Below are 19,627 nucleotides of genomic sequence, written 5' to 3' on the forward strand. Positions count from 1 at the left end.
TTCTGATCGCTTACTCGCTTCACATGGGCAGCACGTCAGCGGCCCTGTTAGGTACAACCAGAACGTCTACCCAAACTCGTAAACAGTCCTGTTGCCCGTCTGTAACCTCCTTGCGTGCGTCGTTGCGCGACTGTCGCTGGGCAGTGTTGTGAACGTCACTAACTGTCTGTTTGCTGGACTCGATCGTTTCGACGCACTTGTCAGCGGTTTATTGAAGCTGCTGATACGTGGGAGTTGTGTGGGAAGGTTCCGTTAGAGCGCCCGGGTGCACTCCGGGTCTCCGTCAGTGATGCCTATGTCGTCATCGCTACCGGGCTCCGCCGTCATCCGGCCGGCGGCGTCCGCTCGTCGGATACCTGTTTTGGGGTTTTGGCCGTGGTTATAGGAGTCGTGTTCGAGAGGGTTTCCCAGCAGCAGTGGGTTGGGAATCACGGCTGTGTTGGTTGCTGTCGGGCTGTTCCGTGAGGACGGTGATCAGGGTGAGTGGATGTTTTTTGCCATGGCAGTTGTCCGGTGATCTCGAGCTCAAGGGAGAAACTGAGGAAGGTACGGATGACCACGATGAGGGCCAGAACTCCGACGGACTCAAAGGTCGGGGTAACGGCGACCGTGCGGATGATGTCGGCTGCGACGAGAAGCTCGAGTCCGAGCAGGATTGATCGTCCAAGGCGCTTCCGGTACGTGTGATACGTCCTATCTGCGTCCTCACGGCGGAGGATTGCTGCGGCGGCGATCAGGGTTGCAACGACTGCGCCTAGGACGATGGCGATGACTCCTGCCGCGTCAACTGTCTTCCCGACTGATTCCATGAGGTGTTGGAAGCTCATGCGCTACGTGCTATCAGGTCGTGGAGTCAGGGGCTGCTTCCGCAGGATTGCTTCGGCGCCCCATCGGGCCTCGTTGCTGATGATGTACGGGTAGCCGAGAGAGGCTGAGGTGGCCGCGGCGTCAAGCCATAGACCACTGGGTGGGGTGACACGCATTCCGATAATCGCCTCAGCCAACTTCCGCCGCACTTCATGAACAGGTTCGCCTCGGGCTGTCTTTGCGACTTCGAAGACGGCCAACTGCAAGTCAACGACCTCCGTACGCTGTTTCGAATCGAACGGAGTGTGCATCATGTGGACCTCCCCACATCGGATGAGTGAAGCGTAGGACGAGCGTGATCTCCAGGTGCCGGCAACACATCGACCGTCAGGCCCTGCACCCGCTCGTATACGCGCAGATCCGGTAGCGGTGCCCGTAAGAAACCCGTCCATCCCACGCTAAACCAATCATTTGCTGTACCGCAATTATCCCTTCTGAGGCTGAGAACCGGTGCGTCGGAACTCGTAGGGACGTAACAGGCGGCGTGGGTGGTCACTTCTGCCGTCTTCGGCCTTCGAGTCTTGAAGCAGCCTGCGGCCACCAGTGTGTTAGAGCTGGAAAGGGGTGCGGAGACATTGCCATTCAAGATGAGCGCGGGCTCTGGGGAAGCATTTTGGCGGTGTCTGGGCCCGTTGGATACTGGGAAGCATGGACGAACATCCGGTCTCAACTTCTCAGATCGACGCGATGATGCGTGCTTCGCGGGTATTGCTCTCGGTCATCGCCAAATCGTTGGCAGAGGTCGACAACATTGTCACGCCATCCCAGCTACGAGTCCTCGTCATGATCGCCAGTCGCGGACCACAAACACTGACAGCCGTAGCTGAGGACCTAGGCGTTCACCCATCGAACGCCACACGCCTGTGTGACCGGCTTGTTGCGGCCAAACTGATGCGCCGCGACAACAACCCGCAGGACCGTCGTTTCCTGCAACTCCGCCTGACGGAACAGGGCCTGGATCTTGTATCGACGGTGATGGTACGGCGCCGAGCAGCCTTGGCTACGGTCCTTTCCCGGATGACACCCGAAGAGCGGCACTATCTGGAGCAGGTGATGAGTTCGTTTGCACTAGCCGCCGGCGAAGACCCGGAAGAGGCAATGCCCGCAGCCCTGGGAATCGTGCCCTGATCACCTGATTGCTGCTACCGGTCTTCGGCGTCATTGGGAACGATGTCCCCATACTGGTCCACAGTCCCATCGACCACGGGTAACTCGACGGCTTCCTCGTCGGAGGCGACCCTGATCATGACGGTCATGATCGTTCCAGGCTGGACGTCCGCAGTTTCAAACACGGTTGCTGTTGTCCGTAAATCCAGTGTGCTGTTCGCGGGGATCGTCACTGACGTTTCGTCGTCATCGTCGCTGAAGGTCATCTCCAATGGTGCCGCGCTTTGGTTGGCGAGAACACCGAGGAACTGTGCGGGCTCACCTTCAGCGAAGGTAGTGAGCCTGAGGTCCGCGATCTCCACCTGCTGGACCTGGCCGTCGGTCCCGGCGAGCTCAGCTCCTTTCGGGTCCGCATACCCAGTACTGCACGCGGTCAGGGTGAGACCGAGGACGGCGGGTAGAGCCAAGGCCCGGGGCGAGGGCATCCGAGCGAGAAGCGCCCGGGGTGGACGCGTGGGCATGGGTTGCCTACGTGAGGAGTGCATGGGGGTTCTACTCCTTGGGTGTTGTGGGGGGATCAGGTGCTCGGGTCGACTGGAGTGCGGGGTCGGACCAGCAGCGCTCCCAGCGCCGCGGCAATACTCGCGACAAGCAGGACTGTTTTCACAACAGTGAGAGTGGAGGCCATGGCGACCTCGCTGGAGAGCACGTCCGGGCCGTTGACGAGAGCTTCTAGGGTGAGGTTCTCCGCGATGTCGACGGCGGCGAACAGGATCGGGGGCACCATGAGCAGCCAGGCGATTGTTCGTCCCTTGCAGATGTAGCGGACCAGGGTGAGGATCATCGCGGCGAAGACGAGTGGAAACAGCAGATCCCAGAGGTAGTGTGTTGCCCCGTACCTCTCGAGGAGCTCATCGGTCATACGCCCGCGTATGAGTTCGATGTAGCCGGTGTCGTAACCGCCGAGCTGGGATTCCGGCAGGGCCAACCCGCCGAGCGCCCTTTGCAGGGACGCCAGCTGCAACCCGTTCACGGCAGCCAGGACAGCGCTGAGAGCTACTCCGATCACGATCAGCACAGGTGCCTTCCACCGCTCACGCCTTTTACCCGGACGGCCTGGCTGGCCGGGTTGATTTGTTGCGTCGGTCTGCATGTGGCCCTGTCCTTCCTGCGCGGCCGGTCGCCCAGTAGCTGTACTGTGCGGGATGCCAGGTCCTGCCGCGTCCGCAGGACCGGCAGAGGTGTCATTCATGGACTGATGAGGCGGCCGCTGCGCTGATCGGTGGGGTGATGTGTGGTCGAAGGCTGGAGTGGACATAGCCCCAGTATGACCCGCGAATGTTCAGTTTTCACCTTCAAGATCCGCGAGATAACGGGACAGTTGCGGTTACGCAAAGGTTTGCTGGGAATCGGGTAACGGAGCCGCAACGGCTGTTGATTCCTCTTCGGCGGCCTGCTTACGGTCGGTGCAGGCGCAGCACAACCCAACCGATAGAAGGGCCGGACTTGCGCCCCGGTCCCGAACCGAAAGGAACGTGGACACCATGGCAAATTCCACTCTTGTGAAAGCAACATCAGCAGGCGATCACCTCTGGAAGAAGAGGCTCGCAGCGCTGTCCCTTGCACCCATGGCCGCATTTGGTCTGGTCGGGTGCAACAGCACCTCCGGCACGGAGGAGGGTGCTGACGTCGAGGACATCGTCGAGGAAGAGCCGGTTGTCGACGAGGCCGACGCCGGCCCGTACGACGGGGTCTATGACCAGGGCTTCTACGACGACGTCGACACCTATGTCGGTGAGGAAGTCACAGTCTCAGCGGATGTGAATGAGATCCTCAGTCCGATGTCGTTCACCATCGCCGGAACCGATGACACGACTGTCGACGCCTTGCTGGTCCTGCATGACACCGAGCTGCCTGAGGTGACAGCCGGACTGACGGTCGGTGTCACCGGCACCGTGCAGGAAGCCTTCGACCTGCCAACCGTCGAGGAGGAGATGGGCGTCGACCTCGACGACGCGGCCTTCGAGGACTGGGACGGCGAGCCCTATATCGAAGCCACCAGTGTCGACACCTCCCTCGACGCTGACAGCTGACAGCTGACAGCAGATACTTGTCCGTCGTTGATCGATCGTTGGAACGTGGCGACCGATCACTGCCAGGATTGGCGGCCTTCTCGACGCTGACCCTGCCCCGGTTCCCTGCCGGGCATCGCAGCCGGCGTCTGTATCAACTTCCATGCTAGTTCCGCTATTGGCTTCGTTGCTGGTGTACGTGCTGGCCCCCTGACCCCGGGTGGGTGGCATCCGACAGCGGACGGTTGGACGCCACCTGCCCGGTACCTACGGAAAGCCAACGGTCATGCCTAGAACCACTGCACAAGACAACACCATGAACACCACGTCAGATCCCCTTCCGGATCTCATCGTGGGTCGTCGTCGACACCTCGTCCAGCACCGAATCGCTGACGGGGTGCGCCTGTTATCCGTGGTGAGCATCGTCGTAGCGGCAGTGTGGTTCGACCTGCCAGCGGTACTGGGGTTGATCGTCGTGACCATTGGGTTGATGATCCCGCGGCTCTGCCGGCTGGCAGGCCCGTTCGATGCAGCGTTCTGCATCACGATCCTCATCGCAGCGTGGAGCGGCATCGCCGGCCTGTACCGGGCAATTTCCTGGTGGGACCTCGCCGTGCATTTCGTGACAGCAGGATCATCGGCCGCGGTCCTCTACCTGATCATGGCCCGCACGAGCATCACCCCGACCGCCACCAAGCAGGCCTTCCCTGCCCGCTCGGTCATCGTCCTCACCACAGCACTTGGCATGACAGCAGCCGTGTTCTGGGAGTTCTTGGAATGGGCCGGAAACCGGTACATCACCGATCGCATCCATGTCGGCTACAACGACACCCTCTCAGACCTGGCCGTCGGCGGTCTCGGCGCTGTCATCGCAGGCGTAGCCCTGGCCCGCTGGAGCACGAGAGCCCCCGCCAACACCAAGAGCACCAACAGCGACAACCCCAAGCACGACACCGATCACTACTCTGATCAGAGAAAGGATCATCATGAAACCCATTGAATACGTACGTGAAGGCATGGACGTCTTCAACTCATCCGGTGCCAGGATCGGCACAGTCGCCCGCGTCAAGATGGGCGACCCTGAGGCCATCACCGCCCAAGGACAGCAACCGGATCAAACCGGCGGACTCATCGGAGCTCTCATGTCTGCCGTCGACGGATCCCCCAGCCTCCCCGAGGAACGCAAGAACCGGTTACTCCGCCTGGGATACGTGGAAATCAATGGCCCCGGCATTGGGAACCATCAGTACGAGTCAGCCGAAGCGATCAACCGCGTCACCGGCGACAGCGTGTTCCTCAAAACTCCCACCACAACACCAACGGCCTGACCTACCCGGCTGACTGGCCTACCTAAATCCGATTGGCCTGAACCACCGAAACAGACAAAAGCACGCAGCTGCACAAAACTCAGTTGGACGGAACCCAGCGGTCAAGCCCGGTAGTGCCCCTCGAGCGGCGCTACCGGGCAATCGCCGTCAGCAGGAATGAAGGCATCACGGCACCACCCTGGCGGGGCGAGCTGGAGCAGCACAATGAAAGGAGCAGGACGGTATGGCGGTTCAAGGTTCCCCTCGACAACCTCGGCGACCTCTACAACGCTTACCCCTTCTGCTAGGGCTGCTCCTCGTCGCGGCCAGCGCTGCAGTCATTCTCGAGGGATGCTCGTGGATGCCAGGGTCACGCATCGAGCTCGGGCCCGGACAGGATATGAGCATCGGCGAGGTCCAGGGCGCCGACCTGAAACTGGTCACCGACGGCACGGGAGAACCTGCACGCCTGCTAGGAGCCCTGGCCAACACATCGGACGCATCCCTGGAGGTCACCGTCAGCGATTCCGACGACAGAGCGACAGTAGCGATCTCAGCAGGACAATCCTTCAGCTTCACCGACAACCCAACCCTTTTCGCCACCCTCGACGCAAAAATCGGTGAAGAGGCAACAATGGTCCTCAGCATCCCGGGTGAACAGGAGGATGTCCTGATACCGGTCTACGAAGGGCCCATCGGAGGGTACGTGCACTACACCTCCGACATTGACGAGTGACACGTGACCGACCACTGACTGATGAGCAAGCACCCGGCGCCAGAACCCTCTGGTCCGGAACCAAGGAGTCCGCCATGCACCGCAGCACACCCCACACCACACAGCCCTCACACAAGACCTCACATAAGAGCGCACGCGATGTCGTGGATGAGGCTTCAGCTCGAGCTGAACCCGATGTAGTGCACCCCCGAGCGCATCGCCGGACCCTGATGCGGGGATCGTTCACGCTGGCGCTTTTGACCGCTCTGACCGTGACTGGGTGCAGCGGCCCGGAAGAATCCATGGACGCCATCGCTAACGGGGAGGATGGGCAGGTCGGCGTCGTGGAGCTGCGCAGCATGCTCCTGGTATCGGCAGAGGAAGGAGAGCCCGGCCGACTCCTGGGAACCCTCGTCAACGACACTTCGGCCCCGGTCGAAGTCATGATCAGCGACCCGGACGATCAGATCGCGGTGACAGTGCCGGCGGACGGCCAGTACCCGCTGGACACCAATGAGCAGATCTTTAGCTCTGTAGAGGAACCGCCCGGCGCCCTGACGGAGATCTCCCTGAGCACCCCGGCTGAATCCACGACACTGAACATTCCTGTGCTGGACGGGACACTCGACCCCTACAAGCCCTACCTGCCCGAGTAGGCGAACACCACAACACCGCCCAGCACGAGGCGTGGCACTCATGTTGGACGACACGACGGATAGGTGAGCAGTGATGGCCGCATTCGACTCAGCGGTGATGCGTGATTCCCTCCGCAGCCAGCTCTGGCCGGTACCTCTCGCGGCTGTTCTTGCGGCCATCCTTTTGGGGCAGTTCCTCCCGGTCGTTGACCGCAGGCTCGACGATGACCTGCCGGCCTGGCTGACGGGTGTCTTGTTCAGCGGCGGCCCTGAAGCGGCACGCTCACTGCTGGAAACGATCGCGAGTTCGATGGTCACAGTCACGTCCCTGACGTTCTCCCTGACCGTCGTCACCCTGCAACTGGCCAGCAGCCAATTCTCCCCACGCCTGCTCCGGACGTTCACCAGGGACCGGTTCGTCCACAACACCCTCGCCCTGTTCCTGGCAACCTTCGTCTTCGCTCTGACCGTACTGCGCAGCATTCGCGTCGAGACCAGTTCCGGTCCCGCGTTCGTTCCCGAACTCGCCGTCACAGCCGCATTCGTGCTCACGATCACCAGCGTCATCGGCCTCGTTCTCTTCCTCGCTCACCTCTCCCGACAAATCCGCGTCGAAACCATGCTCCGGGACGTGCACCACGAAGCCGACCAAACCCTCGACAAGGTCTTCCCACCCGATCAACCGTCCAGAGAAGAAACCTGCGTCCCACCAGCGCCGGCCGCGGTGATCACGACGCGGTCCTCTGGTTTCCTGATCCGGGTCGACCCCGACAAGGCCGTTGCAGCAGCAACCCGGGCAGAAGCCTTCGTCAGCATTGACGTCGCACCAGGAACATCCGTGATCAGCGGCATCCCGGTCGCCCGAGCATGGTCGCTCACCGATGCGATCTTGGAAGGGGATCGGTTGAGCGACCTGGAAAAGCACCTCGACAGCGCCCTGCATACAGGATTCGAACGCACCTCAACCCAAGACGCGGGCTTCGGACTGCAACAACTCCTCGACGTCGCGAACAAGGCCCTGTCTCCCGGGGTAAACGACCCCACGACCGCCGTGCACGCAATCAGCCACATCTCCGCAGTCCTGTGTACCCTCGTTAGCCGTCCCACCGGACCTCGAACCCTGCACGATTCCGACGGATCCGCGCGGCTCACCCTCACCTACCCGACCTTCACCCAACTGCTCGAGCTCGCTGTCGACCAACTGCTGACCTACGCGTTCACCGACCCGAGAGCTGCGCGCCGCACCCTAGCGATGCTCCACGAAATAGCCATGACCGCGCACACTGCACCTGAATCATCCGCCGCCCGCGGGCCCGTCCAATCACACATCCGCCGTATGCGTTCCGCGATCGACGCCAGCCCCCTGGACTCCGACATTCGCGCGCGGCTGCACAACGAGTTACTGCATCTCGAGAACGAACTGTGAGTCTGACCTGACGGAACGAGTCACATCCCATGGCAGGGTTTTCACCGAGCACGCACAATCGGGCCATCTCGTCCCCAGTGCCCTGTCTGTCCGAAGCGCTGTGAAAAATCACCGACCAATCTTGACCCCAGCGATAGGACATCGTGACGAGCAGGCGCCCATACTGAGCGCACCCTGCAGTGTCCCGACTCCGTGTCGTGGACTCAGCCGGACACACCGACGAGCCTCGTGCACGGACGTGGGACTCTCCTCAGCGGTCAAGCAGCCGGCCACTGGGGAGAGACTAACGAGTCCGCCCGTCACCCATGGCTCAAACACAGGTGGGCGGCTTTGAGCTCCACCCTTCGGGCTCCACCTGCCCACAGGTGGATGATCAACACCACGGCTACGGCTGACCCTGACCCTCGTGGCTCTAGTGCTACTCCTCGTCCTAGCGGCCTAAGCCAAACCAGCTCCTGCTGTGCGCGACCACGCTGGTACGAGGCTGTGCACGCCCACCGCCCGCTCGAGGTGAGCTATTCCGTGTCGGCGAGGTGGTGTGATTATGGGAGCTTGAGCGGAGACCACTTCCGCAGCCTGACTTGAGCCCACCACCCCTCTCACGACGACTCACCAGTGGACTAACCGCAGTTTCACTTGAGCCCACCCCAACGTTGACACCATCAGTGTGTTTTTCCGACGGTGGAAGGCAGCGATGGAGTCGAAGGTGGAGTTATTCGAGCAGATCCGCAGAGACGCTAGGGTCAACGGCGACTCAATACGGTTCCTAGCCAGGAAGTACCGAGTCGCGCGGCGGACGGTCCGCCAGGCGCTGGCGTCAGCGGAACCTCCACGGCGTAAACCCCCAGTCCGGAATGCTCCTCAGCTCGGGCGATTCAAGCCTCTAATCGACTCAATGCTGCGCGAGGATCTCAGCGCGCCGCGGAAGCAGCGTCATACCGCCCAGCGGATCCATGATCGGTTGGTCGACGAGCACGGCGGCAAGCTGTCGTATTCAACGGTCCGCCAGTACGTCAAGAAACGACGCCCCGAACTCGAGCGGGAAGCCGGCGCGTCCACCGCGGATGTCTTCATTCCGCAGGAGCACCCTCCCGGAGCTGAGGCCGAGGTCGACTTCGGCGAAGTGTGGGTGGACCTGCCCGGGGTTCGCACGAAGTGCTATATCTTCGCGTTCCGTCTGTCCTACTCAGGCAAAGCCGTGCACCGGGTCTATCCGACCCAGGGCCAGGAAGCTTTCCTGGAGGGGCACCTCGAGGCATTCGCGACGATCGGCGGCGTGCCCACCGGCCACGTGAGGTACGACAATCTGACGGCCGCGGTGAAACAGGTCCTCGGCACGTCACGTGAACGGGTGGAGAACGACCGGTGGGTTCTGTTCCGCTCTCATTGCGGGTTCGACGCGTTCTACTGCCAGCCCGGCGTTAAAGGCGCCCACGAGAAGGGCGGCATCGAAGGCGAGATCGGCCGCTTCCGCAGGAACCGACTGACCCCTGTGCCCGTTGTCGACTCCCTCGCGGAGCTCAACGCGCGCATCATCGTCTGGGACGAGGAAGACGATAGGCGTCGCATCAGCGGGAAACTGACCACCATTGGCGCCGATTACGCGCACGAACGAGCCCTCCTCAACCCGCTGCCGACTGAGGTCTTCGACCCCGGGGTGGTCCTCACTCCGAGGGTGGACCGGTCGTCACTGATCCGAGTCGGGATGGTGAAGTACTCGGTCCCGGTACGTTTCATCGGTAGGGCCGTCAGGGTGTCCCTACGCGCGTCGGAGATTCTGGTCTTCGACGGACGGACCCTGGTCGCCAGGCATGCGAGGATCACGGCGCGCGACGGCAGTTGCGTCGACCTCGATCACTATCTCGAGGTCCTTCATCACAAGCCGGGGGCTTTCCCGGGGTCGACCGCTCTCGCTCAGGCACGCGCCTCAGGAAAGTTCACTTCTGCCCATGATGCGTTCTGGGCAGCGGCCGGCCGCACCGACGGAGATACACAGGCCACCCGGGAACTGATCGATGTGCTTCTGTTGCACCGGTCGATGGCGGCCGCGGACGTCAGCGCCGGCATAGAAGCGGCTCTCACGGTCGGAGCAGTCACCGCCGACGTCGTCGCTGTTGAAGCACGCCGCGCCGCCGCCGAACGACTCACCGTAGAACGCTCGCAACCCATGACAGCGCAGGAAAAACCGGCCCTCGTTGCGCTTCGTACTGCCGGTGAACGGCGGGTTGTCAGCCTCACCCAACGCAGACTCACAGACCCAGCCGCTGTCATCGCCGGCCTGCCACCAGACACCCGTCCGCTGCCTTCTGTCGCGAGCTACGACGAGCTCCTGACCCGACGCGTCCCTGATCCGACCCGCAGTCCGTCCTCCAACCCGAGTACTGACCAGCAGCGAACCGGCACCACAATCTGACAGACGAGAGAGAACATCTCATGAGCCCCGCCAACACCAACCCGATCACCGTGTCATCGACCTTGCGCCGCCGCCGCGGGTTGACCGAGGAAGCAGCGATCGCCGCCGTCGATCAGGCGTGCCGCCGGCTACGCCTGCCCACCATCCGCGCCGTCCTCGGTGAAGCGCTCACCGTTGCCGACAAGGAACAGCTCTCCTACCAGGGGTTCCTCGCCGAGCTGCTACTGGCGGAGTGCGATGACCGGGACCGACGCTCATCAGTACGACGGGTGAAGTCAGCGAACTTTCCCCGCGACAAGTGGTTGGGGGACTTTGACTATGAGGCGAACCCCAACATCAACCAGGCCACCATCAACACCCTCGCCACCGGGGACTGGATCCGAAAAGGACAACCCCTCTGCCTCATCGGGGATTCGGGCACCGGCAAATCCCACCTCCTCATCGGCCTGGGTACGGCGGCCGCTGAGAAGGGATACCGGGTGAAATACACGCTCGCCACTCGGCTCGTAAACGAACTGGTCGAGGCCGAAGACGACAAGGTCCTCGCTCGTACCATCGCCCGCTACGGGCGGGTCGACCTGCTCTGCATCGACGAGCTCGGCTATATGGAGTTGGATAAGAGGGGCGCCGAGCTTCTCTTCCAGGTACTCACCGAACGCGAGGAGAAAGCCTCTGTCGCGATCGCGACTAACGAGTCCTTCTCAGGCTGGACCCGAACCTTCACCGACCCGCGTCTCTGCGCCGCGATCGTCGACAGGTTCACCTTCAAAGGAACCATCATCGAAACAGGCACCGACTCTTACCGCCTCGCCCAAAGCCGCCACCAGTACCTCGCAGACGACCGGGCCTTGATCTAAAGGTGATCGTTCCGGCGACTTAAACAGCTGTTGCCGGCACCTCAAGTGAGGTACCGGCAACAGCTGGGGTCAGACTGCGGACGACCGGAGGATGCTGATGAGCGCCCCAACGACAACCAAGGCGGACACCGCGAGCACCAGCAAGTTAGCTATCCACGCAAACTCGCTCATACTCCCTGTGGCTGACTCGACTCCGACGAGTATCCCGATTGCGCACCAAGTCAGCACGTGTACCCCTGCGGCCATTGTGCCGATGAGCGCGGCGGCACCCCGCCGTGAAGCCCATCTCGTGCCCAGCCGCCAGCTAAGTAGGAGGATGAACCCGGCGAACGAGAGCATCACCACCCAGTAGAGGATCTGCGCGCCGCTCGGAGCGCCTGCGGGCTGAAAGACTTCCTGCGCAGTAAGCACTCCTGTCACCCGCAAAACCACGAACGAAGCCGCAACGACCGCCGCTCCGATCAGTGCGACGCGCAGAGATTCTTTGTGCTCCAGCATGCTTGGCTCCTTCATATTTACCAGTTGCACCTTCTGCTGACCCACGTCGCGAAGTTGCCGTTCGGGGCCCGGGTACCCTCGAGGTCCCAGCTGGAGTTCTTGTCCATCCCGGTTACCTGGCCAGCAAAGATTGCTACTTTGCCGACAGAGTGGCAGGACCACTGGTCGTAGTACGTTGTGCGCATCAGCTCGTTGTAGCGGCCGACGCCGCCCGCCCGCACCTTCGTCTTCAGCTCATCCCATCCTGCGGACCCGGCTACTCCTGAGGAAACCGTTCCCATCCAGGGTGTCACGTGCACGGAGATGCTTTGCGTAGTGGGCCAGCGGTGGTAGCTGATGAGGTCAACGCCGAGCCAAGGGTCGGCAACAACCGGATACGAGTCCTGCTCACTGTGAAGGACGGTCTGCGTCAGGGTGCTGCCGCTGATCGAGTAGCTGGTCTGGACCGACGCGCCCGCGGCATCAGTCGCCCAAGCCGCTGCTATACCGCCTCCAAATGACCGATCAGCGTTGAAGATGGCGACCGAACCGTTGTCCTGTAGTTCGAGGTATTGGCCGTCGGCGAGGTCGAATTCATAGGCGTAGGTGGAGGGGGCCGACGGCCCATCGATGATCGTTGTTACCTGAACCGATCCATCTTCCTTGAGGATCGGTACGGTCGATGACCCGTTCTCGTTGTCGTATTCAACGATTCCATCAGCTACCTCTTCGGCGGGGGCAGCTGTGTCGGGGAATGGCAGCGACACCTGGACACTTCGACCTGAGGTTGATTTGAGCCCCAGGTCATCGGCGGTCGAACTGGGCACCGTGACCGTGACGTCGCCTACTTCGGTTGTCGCATTCAGATTCGCGTCATCGAACGCAGATACCTGCGCGACTTCGCTCAGCACGTCCATGGTGGCTGGCTTTCCCTGAATGGCATCGACCGTTTGTAGTGCATCGAGGACATCAGGTCCATCATCGGCGGCCGCAGCGGGTGAGATGGTCGCGGCCACAAAGCCAAGGGCCGCAGCAGACACCAGAAATTTCTTCGTTCTATTCATTTTTCCCCCATATATAGCAACCCGCCATTGGGTTGATGCGCTCAATGTAACAACGCAACCCAAGAGCGTCCACCCCTTGTCAACGGTGGGGTGGGCTCAAGTGAAACTGCGGTTAGTCCACTGGTGAGTCGTCGTGAGAGCGGTGGTGGGCTCAAGTCAGGCTGCGGAAGTGGTCTCCGCTCAGGTTGACATTCTCAGTGGTGGGTGTGTTCAGGCGGACCCTTCGGTTCCTGCTGTCCAGGTGTGTGCGGGACAAGCAGCGGAGCTTAGGAAGCTTGTGCCGTGCACATCTGGTCAGGAGGCGCGCTCACCGATTGTCGCGTTACTCGAGCAACCCGAACTACATGTTTTCGCTCCGGATAAAGCACCTAAACGGTCGCGCACAGGGGCCGGTCGCGACCGATTGTCTCGCCAACCTTTAGCTTTTCGAGACGCGTCTCGGCGGTCGATCGACCGGATCAGCCGTACCTGTGCGCCCGTCTTCATCGTCCCGGGCAAACGCCCCTTCGCCGGTCCGGCGGTACTGATCGGGGTAAGGAGTGTCAGAAGGTACGGAGAACCACCCGCTTACGAACGTCATGTGGAGCCTCCGGACCGCTCATGCAGGAGGGCATGTAGACCATCTCGTCGGCGAGGGTGATGTTGTAACGACCGACTGAACTCATCGACCGGCTTAGGGACAGCTGGCTCGAATCAACTTCGCGGACTTAGCCTCAGCCGATGGAGCCTCTTAGATGCCGAGTAGTAGCAGTGCGCCAGGGGAGCGTTCGGCCGAGTGGCTCCAGCGCGCGGACATCGTCCTGCTCGACGAGCCCACCACGGGTCTTGATGCTGCCACCCGGGCACTCGTGGCAGAGGTTCTGATCGCGGAACGGGCCAGGGGGGCGACCGTCATCTGCGTCTCCCATGACGACACGACCCTCGCCGCAGCCGACCGCCTCATCACCCTCGACGCCGGCCGCATCTGCCCCACCCCCTCCATTTCCGGCATCTCCTCCAGTTCCAGCGTGGCCGGTGTGTCTGTGATGTCAGCAGTGCCAGCGCTCTCCTATCCGGCAGAAACGGACGAAGCCGCCACATAGGCACAGGCCGCACTGATGGACGTGGTTCCTATATGAGAACGATTCTCATATAGTGGAGTGATGCACCTCGTCGTCATCACCTCTTTGGATGCGCTCAGCCGCAATAGTGCAGCGTCATCTCTGGCTGAAGCCCTGCCAGGGGTTCCGGTCGTTCTGCATGACCTGCTCGATGGGGGCGTGGTGACGCGACGCGTCCATCAGGATGAGCACCTCGTGGAGCGCCAGTCACAGGTGCTCGAGCACGGGTGTCTGAGTTGCATGGTCCGGCTGGATCTCGCCCCGACGCTGCTGCGTCTCGCGGCGACCGGAGCGACTCGGGCGATCGTGGGGTTGCCTCCCGGTACGACGGCTGAGGCTGCGATCGATGGGCTGAACACTGTCGCGCCGCGGGCTTTCGTCATCGACGCGGTCGCACTGGCTGCATGCCCTGATGATGTGGAGGACCAGCTGTGGGATCACCACACCCTGTTCGAGTCCGGCTACACGGCCGTCCCGGAAGACGATCGAACACCGGGAGAATTCCTGGTCGGAGAGTTTCTCTTCGCAGATACGGTTCTGGCTGCTACCAGCAACCTCCTGCCACCGGATCCTGACCTGGTGGTTCGCGGTATCCAACTCATCGGTGAGCTCGCCCCCCACGCACGCCTGGTCCCTGCCTTCGCAACGGTCAGCATTACCGACCTCGGTTTCCACGATGACGCGGCGGCCAGAGCACGAAGCCTTCCCGGAACAATCTTGGTACCACCACGATCAGCATCAACACCACCGGCGCAACCGGCGCAACCGGCGCAACCGGCGCAACCGGCGCAACCGGCGCAACCGGCGCAACCGGCGCAACCGGCGCAACCGGCGCAACCGGCACAGAAGATACAACCGGCGGTGCCGGCGCCGTCGGTGCCGGCCCCGGAATTCATGCCTCGTCTACCCACCCAGACCCCAGTGCTGTTCAGGACCTTCGAACATCGCATCGACCGGCCTCTGCATCCTGACCGCTTCCGTACCGCCCTCGGCGCGATCTCGCAGGGGTGCTGCTTTGTCCGCGGAAGCGTGTGGATCGCCGGTATGCCCGATACCCGGATCGCCCTGCATGGGGTTGGCCCGCGGATCGCTCTGGTCAACGGCGGAACCTGGCGCGACGAAGCGCATCAGGGCCAGTGGTGCCGTGGCACGCATATTGCGCTCACCGGTGACGACATTGACGACGCCGACATCACTAATCTGCTCGACGCCTGTGCCCTGACTGATCGGGAACTGCGCACCATGTCCAAGCACCATGCGACCAGCCCCAGCACCCCATCCGGCACCGAGTATCAGTAGCACCACCCTCACCTAGAGAAGGAGCATCATGAAGGTTCGTAACTCCCTGCGCGCGTTGAAGAAGGTCCCCGGCGCGCAGATCGTCCGGCGCCGCGGCAAGACGTTCGTCATCAACAAAAAGAATCCACGGATGAAGGCTCGTCAGGGATAACGCAATGAAGCAGGGCGCGATGAAACAGGGCGCAACGAAGAAGGGCGAGGAGAGCAGCGCCGCCACCGACGACAAGAGGGATTCTGCCACCCAGACGGCGGGGGTCGTCGTCGCCCTCTGCGCCGGTCACCGGTGTGCCGCGCTGGGTCCGTCCGTCTGGTTGGGCGGACTCGACCAGCGCGGACACCTCCAGGCGCTTGCCCAGTGGGTCGAGCACTGGCAACCCGTTTCCGGGCGGACCAGCAGGCTCCCTCAAGACCTCAACCGGGCAATCATCGGATCCGGGCTACCCATCCGTCTGGCCACATCACCATCAGCCATGCACTGAAGGATCTGGTCAAAGCTCGGATTACTGACCCTCCGGGCACGCAGGAACAGCACCAGCCCGTCTGGGCTGGTGCTGTTCCTATGTGGGAAGACCCTTCCAGCTCCGTGGTTATGAGGGTCTTCAGCACGACGGCCACGCGGGCCTGCCGCGATCGGTACGAACCGGCCAGGACCGGCCTGATTTAGGTCAATCTAGGTCGATGGAGGGCATCCTCGTGATTATCGTCGTGCGGGTGTTAGTGCTCGTCGTAGTGGTCGCCGTGGGCTGCGTGGCGGTGACCGTCGTGGAGGTAGTCGGTGTGGTCGCCGTGCTGCACGGTTTCGTGCGTGCAGTCGGCGGTGCCGTGCTGGTGCTCGTCGAGGGTGTGCTCGGCCTTGATCTCGGTGCTCATGCTGGTCTCCTTGATGCGGGTGTGCCCGCACAATTGATGGCGCTGCCTAGTGGCTATGATTCGTCGTCGGTGAAGCCTCGACCGTATGGGCGATCGCATCATCGATGACGTGGGCTACGTGCTCGTCGGTCAGGGCGTAGATCGCTTCACGTCCTGACCTGCTGACGGTGACAAGGTTCATGCTGCGCAGCACCCGAAGGTGCTGCGACACCAAAGGCTGGGACAGCCCTGTCGACAGGACGAGGGAGCCCACGGACCCCTCACCACCGGCGAGGGACGTCAGGATCCTCAGCCGGGACACCGTGCTAAGCGCCTTGAACAGCTCCGCGACCTGTTCGAGCTGAGCGTCATCCGTCATACAAATACATAAACACGTATGCATGCGTTGATGCAAGTCGCAGGCATCGATCCCAGATCCGATGAATCAAAGGCGAGACGGCCGCGGTCGTCGCTCCCCGCGGCCGTCGCCCATCATCAAGCAGTCGTGGGCTGCTCCTGGTGCGATCGCTCACCGGGAGCAGTCCCGCGGTGCTTGCGCTGTCGATGCCCGATCAGGGCGTCGACGGCCAGGAACGCCAGGAGGCTGATGCCCAGTAGTGGGGCGAAGAAACCGACGAGGAAGACGATCACCGTGCCGACGGCGATGATCCACAGCGGCACGGCGTCGAGGACTCCCCGCCGCGGCGGCCGACCGACGTAAGCCGTGGTGCCGGCACCGGTGCCGGCGGTTGTCCGGGTGTTGGCGCGGGTAGGGCGGCGTCGGATCCACATGAGGTACCCCCAGACGATCATCGCGGCGAGACCGATCGCGATGACGGCCAGGACGACCTGGTTGGCCAGCCCGAAGAGAACGCCCATGTGTGCGTCGATGCCCCAGCGGGCGAGTTTCGCGGCGAACGGGTAGTCGTCGAACGACGCCTTGTCGATCACGGCGAACGAGTACGGGTCGACAGCGACTGCGTCGACCTGGGTGGGCCAGGATCGATCGATCTCCGTGACGGTCCAGGCTACGCCGTCGGATACTGGCGGTTTAACCTCGATGAGTCCGGCGGTGAGACCGGTGTCCCGTGCCGCACCGAGTGCGCCATCGAAGCCCTCGGCGGTGGCTCCGGAGCCGGCGGCGGGAACCGCGGCGCCCCCGTGGCCCTCGTGTCCCTCGGCCGGGGCCGTCCCGGTCTCGCCTTCGGCGGTGGGTCCGGCGACGACGTCCTGCCCGTTCCCTTCGTGTTCGGCATGCTCCCCTGCAGTGGGGCTGCCGCCAGTGGCTGTTCCGAGGTCGGTGCTGATGGAGGGTGTGGACCAGCCGATGGCGGACCGTAGTTCGGTGACGTTCGCACCCGCGTAGGCGGACCATGTCAGGCCTGTTGCGGAGAGGAAGAAGAAGCCTAGTGCCAGCCAGATACCGGCAGCGGAGTGAAGGGACAGGAGTTTCCGTCGGCCCGTTGCCTGGCGGTCGAGGTAGAGCGATCCGCGGGCTTTGCGGGTTTTTCGGATGCGCTGAACCCAGAGGACTAGGCCGGCCAGGGCGATGACGCCCAGCCAGGAGGCTGCGAGTTCGCTGTAGAGGCGCCCGACCTCGCCGAGATGGAGGTTGCGGTGCAGCTGTCCCACCCACGTGTGAACGCCCAGGGATCCGCTGGTCCCGTAGGCGGTGAGGTCACCGGTAACTTGCGCGGTGGCGGGGTCGACGAAGATCGCCCGGGTTTCGGATTCGCCCAGGGCGGGGTCGGCGAACATCACCCGCGTGGTTTCCCCCTCTGATCCCGGCCGCACAGCGGCGGGCAGATCATTTGTGCCCAGGTGGTTTTGGGCTGCCTGGATCTGCTGCTCGAGGAGGACAGCGGGACCCTGCGATGCGGTGAGCTCGTCCGCGTACACGAACTTCTCGACCTGGGGTGTCAGGGCGTAGTCCGCACCGCTGAGGGCTGCGATGAGTAGGAATGGACCCACGAAGATCGCTGCGTAGAAATGGATGCGCAGAGCAAGCGCTGTGAGCCACGGTTTGGCGGTGGACGGCGTCGATGATGGCGCTGGCGGTGGGGGCGGAGCGTGCACGGATGTAGCTGTCATGGAGGAGGTTCTCTCAGGAAAGCCCTGCATTAGCAGGGTCGGAGGAAGAATGAAGGGAATGTCTGCGGGGAGCGCTTGGCGACGCACCGAAAGCCGGCGATGAAACAAAAGCGGGATCCGTGTCAGTGGGTTCGCCGGAGGAGGCTCTGTCCGATCCTGACGGACCCGCCGCTGCCGGCGACACCGTCGGTGATCGCAGCGGTGCAATTTCCGCCGAGAAGGAGTCAGGGAAAGAGTCAGGGCAGGGCATGTCGGGGCAGCGGTGGAGACGGTGGAAACCTGAACCGGACGGCACCCGAGGAAAAGCCTGCTGCGGGAATGGCCGGCAGGCTGGGTGAACCCGTCCTGCGCTCCATCATGAGCTGGCGTAGCAGTGGTGCTGGCGTCTGCCGGTGAAGCGAGGGGCTTGATGAAGCTCGTACCGGCCGTGTGGTTCAGGAGGAGGACAGGTGCGGTGCGGGCGGGCCGCGTAGCTGCAAGCGCGCGTCGCTGTGCAACAACTCGTACAGCCCGAAGGGCGCATGTGCGTCCACGGCCCGACGCATCTGACGGGAGACGGGACAGAGCCGCACCAGACGCACGATGTGGGTCACGGCCGCGGCGAGGATGCCGATGAGGGACCACCACAGCTGCTCCCCATGACGCACCAGAACTATGGTGACGACGCCAGCGACAAGGTGCGAGCACACCATGCTCATGTCCATCGCACTCATGTAACTGCTTGTGGCCGGTGTCACCGGCAGGGGCGAAGCGGTGAACGCACCGTCATGCTGGTGACCGGTCAGCGCTGCAGGGGCCGACGGCACCAGGGCGAAAAAGGCGAAGAGGAAGTGAAAGATGATCTGGCTGGCGCTCACACCCATGACGACCCGGAGCGGGGACAGGCGCTGTCCGGCGAGCATCACACACAGCAAAGAAGCGAGCGGTAATGCCAGGAGGATCGCAGGAAGAGGCACCGTGCCGCCGGCAACAGCATGCGACGCACCGGCCAGGAACGTCGCAAAAGCAGCGCACGCCATCCCGCGCATAAGACGAGCCGCGGGCATCACACCACTGTCCCCAGACATAACCCTCCCTGCCGGTCATCGTAACCGCCACTACGCAGCGTAGAACCACCGAAGCGCCGATCCCGTGACAAGTCACCGTGAACCGGCACCCATCCGAAAGACAGCATGCTGACGAATATCTCAGGTGGAAAGACGCGCCCATGGCGCGTCACCGACAGAGAAGCTTCAGTGAAGTATCAGTGCAGCATCAGAAGGAGTTACCCCTATGGCGGAGATCGTCGCGCATCATGGTCTGTTCAAGAACACCAACCTCCACGTCGATGACACCGGTGGTACCGGTC

Annotated in this window: 22 protein-coding genes; 13 read left to right on the forward strand and 9 right to left on the reverse strand. The window is 62.7% G+C overall.

The features are described from left to right. Window positions 1-428 precede the first annotated feature (428 nt). Window positions 429-827 (reverse strand): DUF1622 domain-containing protein, encoded by a 399-nt coding sequence (locus tag ASF21_RS16415; protein ID WP_082471364.1) that lies wholly within the window; start codon window positions 825-827, stop codon window positions 429-431. 688 nt (window positions 828-1,515) lie between these two features. On the opposite strand from ASF21_RS16415, the gene ASF21_RS16420 reads away from it, so the two are divergent. Continuing rightward, the gene (locus tag ASF21_RS16420; protein ID WP_157365801.1) at window positions 1,516-1,995 is read left to right on the forward strand and encodes a MarR family winged helix-turn-helix transcriptional regulator; all 480 of its coding nucleotides are present in this window, start codon (window positions 1,516-1,518) and stop codon (window positions 1,993-1,995) included. A gap of 14 nt (window positions 1,996-2,009) precedes the next feature. On the opposite strand, the gene ASF21_RS07725 is transcribed toward ASF21_RS16420, so the two are convergent. Then, window positions 2,010-2,336 (reverse strand): hypothetical protein, encoded by a 327-nt coding sequence (locus tag ASF21_RS07725; protein ID WP_157365802.1) that lies wholly within the window; start codon window positions 2,334-2,336, stop codon window positions 2,010-2,012. Between the two features lie 215 nt (window positions 2,337-2,551). Next, window positions 2,552-3,127 (reverse strand): hypothetical protein, encoded by a 576-nt coding sequence (locus ASF21_RS07730; protein WP_157365803.1) that lies wholly within the window; start codon window positions 3,125-3,127, stop codon window positions 2,552-2,554. A 391-nt stretch (window positions 3,128-3,518) separates the two neighbouring features. Here ASF21_RS07730 and ASF21_RS07735 point away from each other — a divergent pair, with 391 nt between their 5' ends. The 8 genes from ASF21_RS07735 (at window position 3,519) to istB (ending at window position 11,399) form a co-directional block, all read left to right on the forward strand. Continuing rightward, entirely contained in the window at window positions 3,519-4,067 is a 549-nt protein-coding gene (locus ASF21_RS07735) for a hypothetical protein (RefSeq protein WP_157365804.1), read from the forward strand. A gap of 295 nt (window positions 4,068-4,362) precedes the next feature. Then, a complete protein-coding gene (locus ASF21_RS07740) occupies window positions 4,363-5,046 on the forward strand; it encodes a hypothetical protein (RefSeq protein WP_157365805.1) in 684 nt (227 codons plus the stop codon). Then, window positions 5,033-5,374, forward strand: coding sequence for a hypothetical protein (locus tag ASF21_RS07745; RefSeq protein ID WP_157365806.1), 342 nt, complete (start codon window positions 5,033-5,035; stop codon window positions 5,372-5,374). The genes ASF21_RS07740 and ASF21_RS07745 overlap by 14 nt, the downstream gene beginning before the upstream one ends. Before the next feature lie 379 nt (window positions 5,375-5,753). Further along, on the forward strand, window positions 5,754-6,089 hold the full coding sequence (locus ASF21_RS07750) for a hypothetical protein (protein ID WP_055769402.1): 336 nt from the start codon (window positions 5,754-5,756) through the stop codon (window positions 6,087-6,089). Window positions 6,090-6,163: 74 nt separating this feature from the next. Continuing rightward, complete coding sequence (locus ASF21_RS17280; protein WP_235498717.1) at window positions 6,164-6,724, forward strand: hypothetical protein; 561 nt, start codon at window positions 6,164-6,166, stop codon at window positions 6,722-6,724. 73 nt (window positions 6,725-6,797) lie between these two features. Continuing rightward, window positions 6,798-8,129: a DUF2254 domain-containing protein gene (locus ASF21_RS07760; protein WP_157365808.1), complete on the forward strand. Its 1,332-nt coding sequence runs from the start codon at window positions 6,798-6,800 to the stop codon at window positions 8,127-8,129. A gap of 694 nt (window positions 8,130-8,823) precedes the next feature. After that, window positions 8,824-10,542, forward strand: a complete 1,719-nt coding sequence (gene istA, locus ASF21_RS07765) for an IS21 family transposase (RefSeq protein ID WP_055769405.1) — start codon at window positions 8,824-8,826, stop codon at window positions 10,540-10,542. Window positions 10,543-10,562: 20 nt separating this feature from the next. After that, entirely contained in the window at window positions 10,563-11,399 is an 837-nt protein-coding gene (istB, locus tag ASF21_RS07770) for an IS21-like element helper ATPase IstB (RefSeq protein ID WP_055769407.1), read from the forward strand. A 69-nt stretch (window positions 11,400-11,468) separates the two neighbouring features. On the opposite strand, the gene ASF21_RS07775 is transcribed toward istB, so the two are convergent. Both ASF21_RS07775 and ASF21_RS07780 read right to left on the reverse strand, forming a co-directional pair. Continuing rightward, window positions 11,469-11,897: a hypothetical protein gene (locus tag ASF21_RS07775; RefSeq protein ID WP_055769409.1), complete on the reverse strand. Its 429-nt coding sequence runs from the start codon at window positions 11,895-11,897 to the stop codon at window positions 11,469-11,471. Window positions 11,898-11,914: 17 nt separating this feature from the next. Continuing rightward, the gene (locus ASF21_RS07780) at window positions 11,915-12,940 is read right to left on the reverse strand and encodes a hypothetical protein (protein WP_157365809.1); all 1,026 of its coding nucleotides are present in this window, start codon (window positions 12,938-12,940) and stop codon (window positions 11,915-11,917) included. Between the two features lie 734 nt (window positions 12,941-13,674). Here ASF21_RS07780 and ASF21_RS07785 point away from each other — a divergent pair. The 4 genes from ASF21_RS07785 to ASF21_RS07800 are packed head-to-tail and all read left to right on the forward strand — an operon-like array spanning window position 13,675 to window position 15,818. Then, on the forward strand, window positions 13,675-14,022 hold the full coding sequence (locus tag ASF21_RS07785) for an ABC transporter ATP-binding protein (protein ID WP_055769413.1): 348 nt from the start codon (window positions 13,675-13,677) through the stop codon (window positions 14,020-14,022). Between the two features lie 60 nt (window positions 14,023-14,082). Further along, window positions 14,083-15,339 carry a GTP-binding protein gene (locus ASF21_RS17285; RefSeq protein WP_082471365.1) on the forward strand — a complete coding sequence of 419 codons (1,257 nt, stop codon included), beginning with the start codon at window positions 14,083-14,085 and terminating at the stop codon, window positions 15,337-15,339. A 28-nt stretch (window positions 15,340-15,367) separates the two neighbouring features. Further along, entirely contained in the window at window positions 15,368-15,490 is a 123-nt protein-coding gene (gene ykgO, locus ASF21_RS16430) for a type B 50S ribosomal protein L36 (RefSeq protein ID WP_082471366.1), read from the forward strand. A 19-nt stretch (window positions 15,491-15,509) separates the two neighbouring features. Continuing rightward, entirely contained in the window at window positions 15,510-15,818 is a 309-nt protein-coding gene (locus ASF21_RS07800) for a hypothetical protein (protein ID WP_157365810.1), read from the forward strand. Window positions 15,819-16,053: 235 nt separating this feature from the next. Here the strand turns inward: ASF21_RS07800 and ASF21_RS07805 are convergent, their stop codons facing one another. The 4 genes from ASF21_RS07805 to ASF21_RS07820 all read right to left on the reverse strand — a co-directional run bounded on the left by ASF21_RS07805 (window position 16,054) and on the right by ASF21_RS07820 (window position 19,325). Beyond that, on the reverse strand, window positions 16,054-16,209 hold the full coding sequence (locus tag ASF21_RS07805; RefSeq protein WP_055769419.1) for a hypothetical protein: 156 nt from the start codon (window positions 16,207-16,209) through the stop codon (window positions 16,054-16,056). A 46-nt stretch (window positions 16,210-16,255) separates the two neighbouring features. Further along, on the reverse strand, window positions 16,256-16,567 hold the full coding sequence (locus ASF21_RS07810; RefSeq protein ID WP_055769421.1) for an ArsR/SmtB family transcription factor: 312 nt from the start codon (window positions 16,565-16,567) through the stop codon (window positions 16,256-16,258). A 116-nt stretch (window positions 16,568-16,683) separates the two neighbouring features. Beyond that, on the reverse strand, window positions 16,684-18,279 hold the full coding sequence (locus ASF21_RS07815) for a PepSY-associated TM helix domain-containing protein (RefSeq protein WP_055769424.1): 1,596 nt from the start codon (window positions 18,277-18,279) through the stop codon (window positions 16,684-16,686). 434 nt (window positions 18,280-18,713) lie between these two features. Then, window positions 18,714-19,325 (reverse strand): hypothetical protein, encoded by a 612-nt coding sequence (locus ASF21_RS07820; RefSeq protein ID WP_235498718.1) that lies wholly within the window; start codon window positions 19,323-19,325, stop codon window positions 18,714-18,716. Between the last annotated feature and the right edge of the window lie 302 nt (window positions 19,326-19,627).

This window comes from Arthrobacter sp. Leaf234 (assembly GCF_001422665.1).
Taxonomy (GTDB): Bacteria; Actinomycetota; Actinomycetes; order Actinomycetales; family Micrococcaceae; genus Arthrobacter_D.